At 63.6% G+C, this 5062-nt stretch carries 7 protein-coding genes; 4 read left to right on the forward strand and 3 right to left on the reverse strand.

Going from position 1 to position 5062, the window contains the following annotated elements; all coding sequences use genetic code 11:
* From VKP01_RS14960 to flgB, 3 genes are all read right to left on the reverse strand, one after another.
* The coding region (locus VKP01_RS14960) for a flagellar hook-basal body complex protein FliE (RefSeq protein ID WP_324413668.1) at positions 1 to 313 on the reverse strand (313 nt) is incomplete at its 3' end.
* A gap of 2 nt (positions 314 to 315) precedes the next feature.
* The gene (flgC, locus tag VKP01_RS14965; RefSeq protein ID WP_324413670.1) at positions 316 to 732 is read right to left on the reverse strand and encodes a flagellar basal body rod protein FlgC; all 417 of its coding nucleotides are present in this window, start codon (positions 730 to 732) and stop codon (positions 316 to 318) included.
* A 4-nt stretch (positions 733 to 736) separates the two neighbouring features.
* The gene (gene flgB, locus VKP01_RS14970) at positions 737 to 1114 is read right to left on the reverse strand and encodes a flagellar basal body rod protein FlgB (protein ID WP_324413672.1); all 378 of its coding nucleotides are present in this window, start codon (positions 1112 to 1114) and stop codon (positions 737 to 739) included.
* 134 nt (positions 1115 to 1248) lie between these two features.
* Here flgB and VKP01_RS14975 point away from each other — a divergent pair, with 134 nt between their 5' ends.
* The 4 genes from VKP01_RS14975 to VKP01_RS14990 all read left to right on the forward strand — a co-directional run.
* Positions 1249 to 1890 (forward strand): TetR/AcrR family transcriptional regulator, encoded by a 642-nt coding sequence (locus tag VKP01_RS14975; protein WP_324413674.1) that lies wholly within the window; start codon positions 1249 to 1251, stop codon positions 1888 to 1890.
* Positions 1891 to 2202: 312 nt separating this feature from the next.
* Complete coding sequence (gene mdh / locus VKP01_RS14980) at positions 2203 to 3168, forward strand: malate dehydrogenase (RefSeq protein WP_324413676.1); 966 nt, start codon at positions 2203 to 2205, stop codon at positions 3166 to 3168.
* 69 nt (positions 3169 to 3237) lie between these two features.
* Positions 3238 to 4434 carry an ADP-forming succinate--CoA ligase subunit beta gene (sucC, locus tag VKP01_RS14985; protein ID WP_324413678.1) on the forward strand — a complete coding sequence of 399 codons (1197 nt, stop codon included), beginning with the start codon at positions 3238 to 3240 and terminating at the stop codon, positions 4432 to 4434.
* A 22-nt stretch (positions 4435 to 4456) separates the two neighbouring features.
* Positions 4457 to 5062: succinate--CoA ligase subunit alpha (locus VKP01_RS14990; RefSeq protein ID WP_324413679.1), on the forward strand; the 606-nt coding region annotated here is incomplete at its 3' end.

The following is a 5062-nucleotide window of genomic DNA, read 5'->3' on the forward strand; positions in this document are numbered from 1 at the left end:
TGATTTCCTGGTAGGCCTGCACGACCTTGTCGCGTACCGCGATCGCGGTGTTGAGCGTCTGCTCCGCGCTCATTACCGCCTCGACGACCTGCTGCACCGAGGCCTGACCCTGCAGCCCCTGGAGCGACGTCGCTTCGGCGGCCTGAATCCGGCTCACGCCATCGCGCGCGACCTGAGACAGGACCTGCGAGAAATCGGTGCGCTGGGGCTGTTGGACAGCGCCCGTCAATGCGGTGGCGGCCTTGCGTTCGACCCCGGAGGTCGGGGCGGCGAGCCCGGCGGCGCCGGGAAGACTGGCGACGGCATCGATCATGATCAGTTCCTCAACAGGTCGATGGTGGCGTTGACCATCGAGCGGGCTTTCTTGATGATCTGGAGATTGGCTTCATAGGAGCGGTTGGCCTCGCGCAGATCGGCCATTTCCATCAGCATGTTGACGTTGGGCTTTTTCACGTTGCCGTTTTCGTCGGCTGCGGGATGGCCGGGATCGTGCTCGATGCGAAACGGCGAGCGGTCGGTGCCGACATTGCGGATGCCGACGAGTTCCGCGCCGACGAGGCGATCCATCTCGCTCTTGAAGCTGATGGTCTTGCGACGGAACGGGTCGGCGCCGGGGGTGGAGCCGGTCGATTCGGCATTGGCGAGGTTCTCGGAAATGATCTGCAGGCGTTTGGACTGCGTCTGCAATCCGGAGCCGGCAATGCGCGAAATCGCGGCGAGCGGATCCATCATCGCCTTATCCTTTCAAGGTTGTCATGAGCATGCGGTGGAACGACTTGACGATGCTGGTGGAAAGCGAATGTTCCCGCGCCGCGCTGCTGGATTTCATCAGTTCCTGCTCGATGCTGACGCTGTTGCCGGAATGGGTGATGGTCCAGGAATCCGCCTTGTCGGTGCGCGTCTGGCGGGCGCGCCCGTCGAGCTCGAGATGCGACGGGCTGGTCGCCGCCATCTGCAGGCGGGTATGGTCCATCACCTCCCGAAAGGGCTGCACGTCCTTGGCGCGATAGCCCGGCGTGTCGACATTCGCGACGTTCTCGGCGATCGTGGCCTGGCGCACCGACAGCCATTCGCTACGCCGCGACGCCAGAGAAAACAGGTGTATCGCTTCCACGGAAAGGTCTCCCGGTTTCGATCTGACCGGAGACTAGGTGCGCTGGCTTGCGTCAGGCTTGAGCGGCAAGCCGCGTCGCGGCGGATGGCGCGCCCGGGATTGGCCTGCGGGCGCTGGCGCGCTAAGAAGAGACCATGAGCCCGCTCGCCACACCGCTTGCCAATCCTGCCGGACCGACCACGCGGCGTGTTTCGCCGGAGACGCGGCTGCTGCAGGTCGCGGCGGAGCATCTGGGGCGGTTCGGCGCCCGCCGGCTCACCGTGGTCGGCGTCGCGGAAGAAGCGGGGATGACGCATGCCAACGTCTACCGCTACTTCCCGTCCAAGGCCGAGTTGATCGACGCCGTCGCCGGTCAATGGCTCAAGGAGGTCGAGGCCTCGCTCAGCGATATCGCCGACAGCCCCGATCCTGCCGACGACAAGCTGGAGCGCTTCGTCCTCGCCATCGCCCGGCAATACCGCGAATGCGCCGAGCGCAACGCGCATGTCTTCGACGTCTATGTTGCGGCGGTGGAGCATTCGCGCGGCATTGCCCGCAAGCACCGCACCCGGCAACTGCGATTGCTCGAGCGCGTGATCGACGAGGGCGTCACAACGGAAGTGTTCAACCCACGTGACCGCGACCGGGCGATCGCCTTCGTCATCGACGCCGTGCAGCGATTCGTCAATCCGGCCATGGTGCGCATTGATGTGCGCGTGCCGCGCGCGGTACTCGACGAGCGCCTCAACGTCATGCTGCGCGTGGTTCTGCGCAGCCTCGCGGTGGGTCAGGTGTGAGCCTGGCTATAAGAATGACAAAATTCGTCATTTGTCTCATTTTTCCGTAAACCGTCCAATGCGTCCTGCAAGCCCCCCTGACCGCACCGCGCATGTGCGGTAAGTCGCTTTGAAAAAGGCGTTTTTGCGCATGGTCGATTGGCAATTACCCCAGACTCCGGCGCCGGGTGCTGCATCGATACCGGAACTGTTAAGGGTTTCAACGCCTTGAACCCAAGCAATGAATGAGTCAAAGAGGCCCGCACCGGAGCAGGCGGCGCCGATGTGCGTCCGGCTCCCCGAACAGGTCAACACAACGAGGTTCATGTCCTCATGGCACGCAAGAAAATCGCGCTCATCGGTTCCGGCCAGATCGGCGGCACCCTGGCTCATCTCGTCGGCTTGAAGGAACTGGGCGACGTCGTCCTGTTCGACATCGCCGAAGGCATTCCGCAGGGCAAGGGCCTCGACATAGCGGAATCGGCGCCGGTCGACGGTTTCGACGCCAAATACAAGGGCGCGCAGGAATACGCCGACATCGCGGGCGCAGACGTCGTGATCGTCACCGCCGGCGTGCCGCGCAAGCCGGGCATGAGCCGTGACGATCTCATCGAGATCAATCTGAAAGTCATGCAGGCCGTCGGCGAGGGCATCAGGAAATATGCCCCCGACGCTTTCGTGATCTGCATCACCAACCCGCTCGACGCCATGGTCTGGGCGCTGCAGAAGTTCTCCGGGCTTCCCGCCAACAAGATCGTCGGCATGGCCGGCGTGCTCGATTCGTCGCGCTTCCGCCACTTCCTCGCCGAGGAATTCGGCGTCTCGGTGCAGGATGTCACCGCCTTCGTGCTCGGCGGCCACGGCGACGACATGGTGCCGCTGGTGCGTTATTCCACGGTGGCGGGCATTCCGCTCCCGGATCTGGTCAAGATGGGCTGGACCACGCAGGAGAAGCTCGACGCCATGGTCGAGCGCACCCGCAAGGGCGGCGGCGAGATCGTCAACCTCCTCAAGACCGGCTCGGCCTTCTATGCGCCGGCTGCTTCCGCCATCGCCATGGCGGAGAGCTATCTCAAGGATAAAAAGCGCGTCCTGCCCTGCGCGGCGCATCTCACCGGTCAATACGGTGTCGACGGCCTGTTCGTCGGTGTGCCGATCGTGATCGGCGAGAATGGTGTGGAGCGCATCGTCGAGGTGGAATTCGCCGCCGACGAAAAAGCCATGTTCGAGAAGTCGGTGGCCTCCGTCACCGGCCTCGTCGATACCTGCAAGAAGATCAATCCCGAACTTGCGAAGTGATCTTTGCGGAATGCGGTGCGGCGCCCCGGTGGCGCCGCTCTTCGTTTCAGCTGATGAAAGAGGATTTCCATGAATATCCATGAATACCAGGGCAAGGCACTCCTCAAGGAGTTCGGCGCGCCCGTCTCGCGCGGCGTCGCGATCTTCTCTGCCGAGGAAGCCGAGGCTGCGGCGAAGGAGCTCGGCGGCCCGCTCTGGGTGGTCAAGAGCCAGATCCATGCCGGCGGTCGCGGCAAGGGCAAGTTCAAGGAAGCGGAAGCGGGCGAGAAGGGCGGCGTGCGCCTGGCCAAGTCCATCGACGAGGTGAAGGAATTCGCCTCCCAGATGCTCGGCAACACCCTCGTCACGATCCAGACCGGCGATGACGGAAAGCAGGTCAACCGCCTCTATATCGAGGACGGCTCCGATATCGAGAAGGAATTCTACCTCTCGGCGCTGGTCGATCGCGAAACCGGTCGCGTGGCTTTCGTGGTCTCGACCGAGGGCGGCGTGGATATCGAGCAGGTCGCCCATGACACGCCCGAGAAGATCCACACCATCACCGTCGATCCGGCCACCGGCGCCATGCCCCATCACGGGCGTGCGGTCGCCAAGGCGCTCGGCCTGAGCGGCGATCTGGCCAAGCAGGCCAATGATCTCACCATCAAGCTCTACAACGCCTTCGTCTCGAAGGACATGGAGATGCTCGAGATCAACCCGCTGATCGTCACCACTGACGGCAATCTGCGCTGTCTCGATGCCAAGGTCTCCTTCGATTCCAACGCCCTCTACCGCCATCCGGACGTGCAGGAACTGCGCGATCTGACGGAAGAGGACGCCAAGGAGATCGAGGCCTCCAAATACGACCTCGCCTATATCGCGCTGGACGGCACGATCGGCTGCATGGTCAACGGCGCCGGCCTCGCCATGGCGACGCTCGACATCATCAAGCTCTACGGCGAAGAGCCGGCGAACTTCCTCGATGTCGGCGGCGGCGCCTCGGAGGAGAAGGTGACGGCAGCATTCAAGATCATCACCGCCGATCCCAACGTGAAGGGCATCCTCGTCAACATCTTCGGCGGCATCATGAAGTGTGATGTGATCGCACGCGGTGTGATCGCCGCGGTGAAGGCGGTCGGCCTGCAGGTGCCGCTCGTCGTGCGCCTCGAGGGCACCAATGTCGAGGAAGGCAAACAGATCATCCGCGAATCGGGTCTCAACGTGATCCCCGCAGACGATCTCGACGATGCCGCCCAGAAGATCGTGAGCGCCGTTCGCGGCGGTTGAGCAGACAAAGGTCAGGATAACGATGTCCATTCTCATCGACGCGAATACCAAGGTCATCTGCCAGGGCTTCACCGGCAAGAACGGGACCTTCCACTCCGAACAGGCCATCGCCTACGGCACCAAGATGGTTGGCGGCGTTTCGCCCGGCAAAGGCGGCTCGAAGCATATCGGGCTGCCGGTCTTCGACACGGTGGCCGAGGCCCGCGAGACGACGGGCGCCGAGGCCTCCGTCGTCTACGTCCCGCCGCCCGGCGCGGCTGACGCGATCTGCGAGGCGATCGACGCGGAAATCCCGCTGATCGTCTGCATCACCGAGGGCATCCCGGTGCAGGACATGGTGCGCGTCAAGCGCGCTCTGGCCGGCTCGAAGTCGCGGCTGATCGGCCCGAACTGCCCCGGTGTCGTCACCGCCGGCGAATCGAAGATCGGCATCATGCCGGGCAACATCTTCTCACCGGGCTCGGTCGGCATCGTCTCGCGCTCGGGCACGCTCACCTATGAAGCCGTGTTCCAGACCACCAATGAAGGCCTCGGCCAGACGACGGCGGTCGGCATCGGTGGTGATCCGGTCAAGGGCACCGAGTTCATCGACATGCTGGAAATGCTGCTCGCAGACGACGCCACCAAG

Origin of the sequence: Saliniramus sp. (assembly GCF_035311605.1) — a bacterium.
GTDB lineage: Bacteria > Pseudomonadota > Alphaproteobacteria > Rhizobiales > Beijerinckiaceae > Saliniramus.

Coding starts and splice junctions, on each gene's coding strand:
- flgC (WP_324413670.1), bottom strand. CDS start 732: ATGATGGATCCGCTCGCCGCGATTTCGCGCATTGCCGGCTCCGGATTG.
- VKP01_RS14975 (WP_324413674.1), top strand. CDS start 1,249: ATGAGCCCGCTCGCCACACCGCTTGCCAATCCTGCCGGACCGACCACG.
- mdh (WP_324413676.1), top strand. CDS start 2,203: ATGGCACGCAAGAAAATCGCGCTCATCGGTTCCGGCCAGATCGGCGGC.
- sucC (WP_324413678.1), top strand. CDS start 3,238: ATGAATATCCATGAATACCAGGGCAAGGCACTCCTCAAGGAGTTCGGC.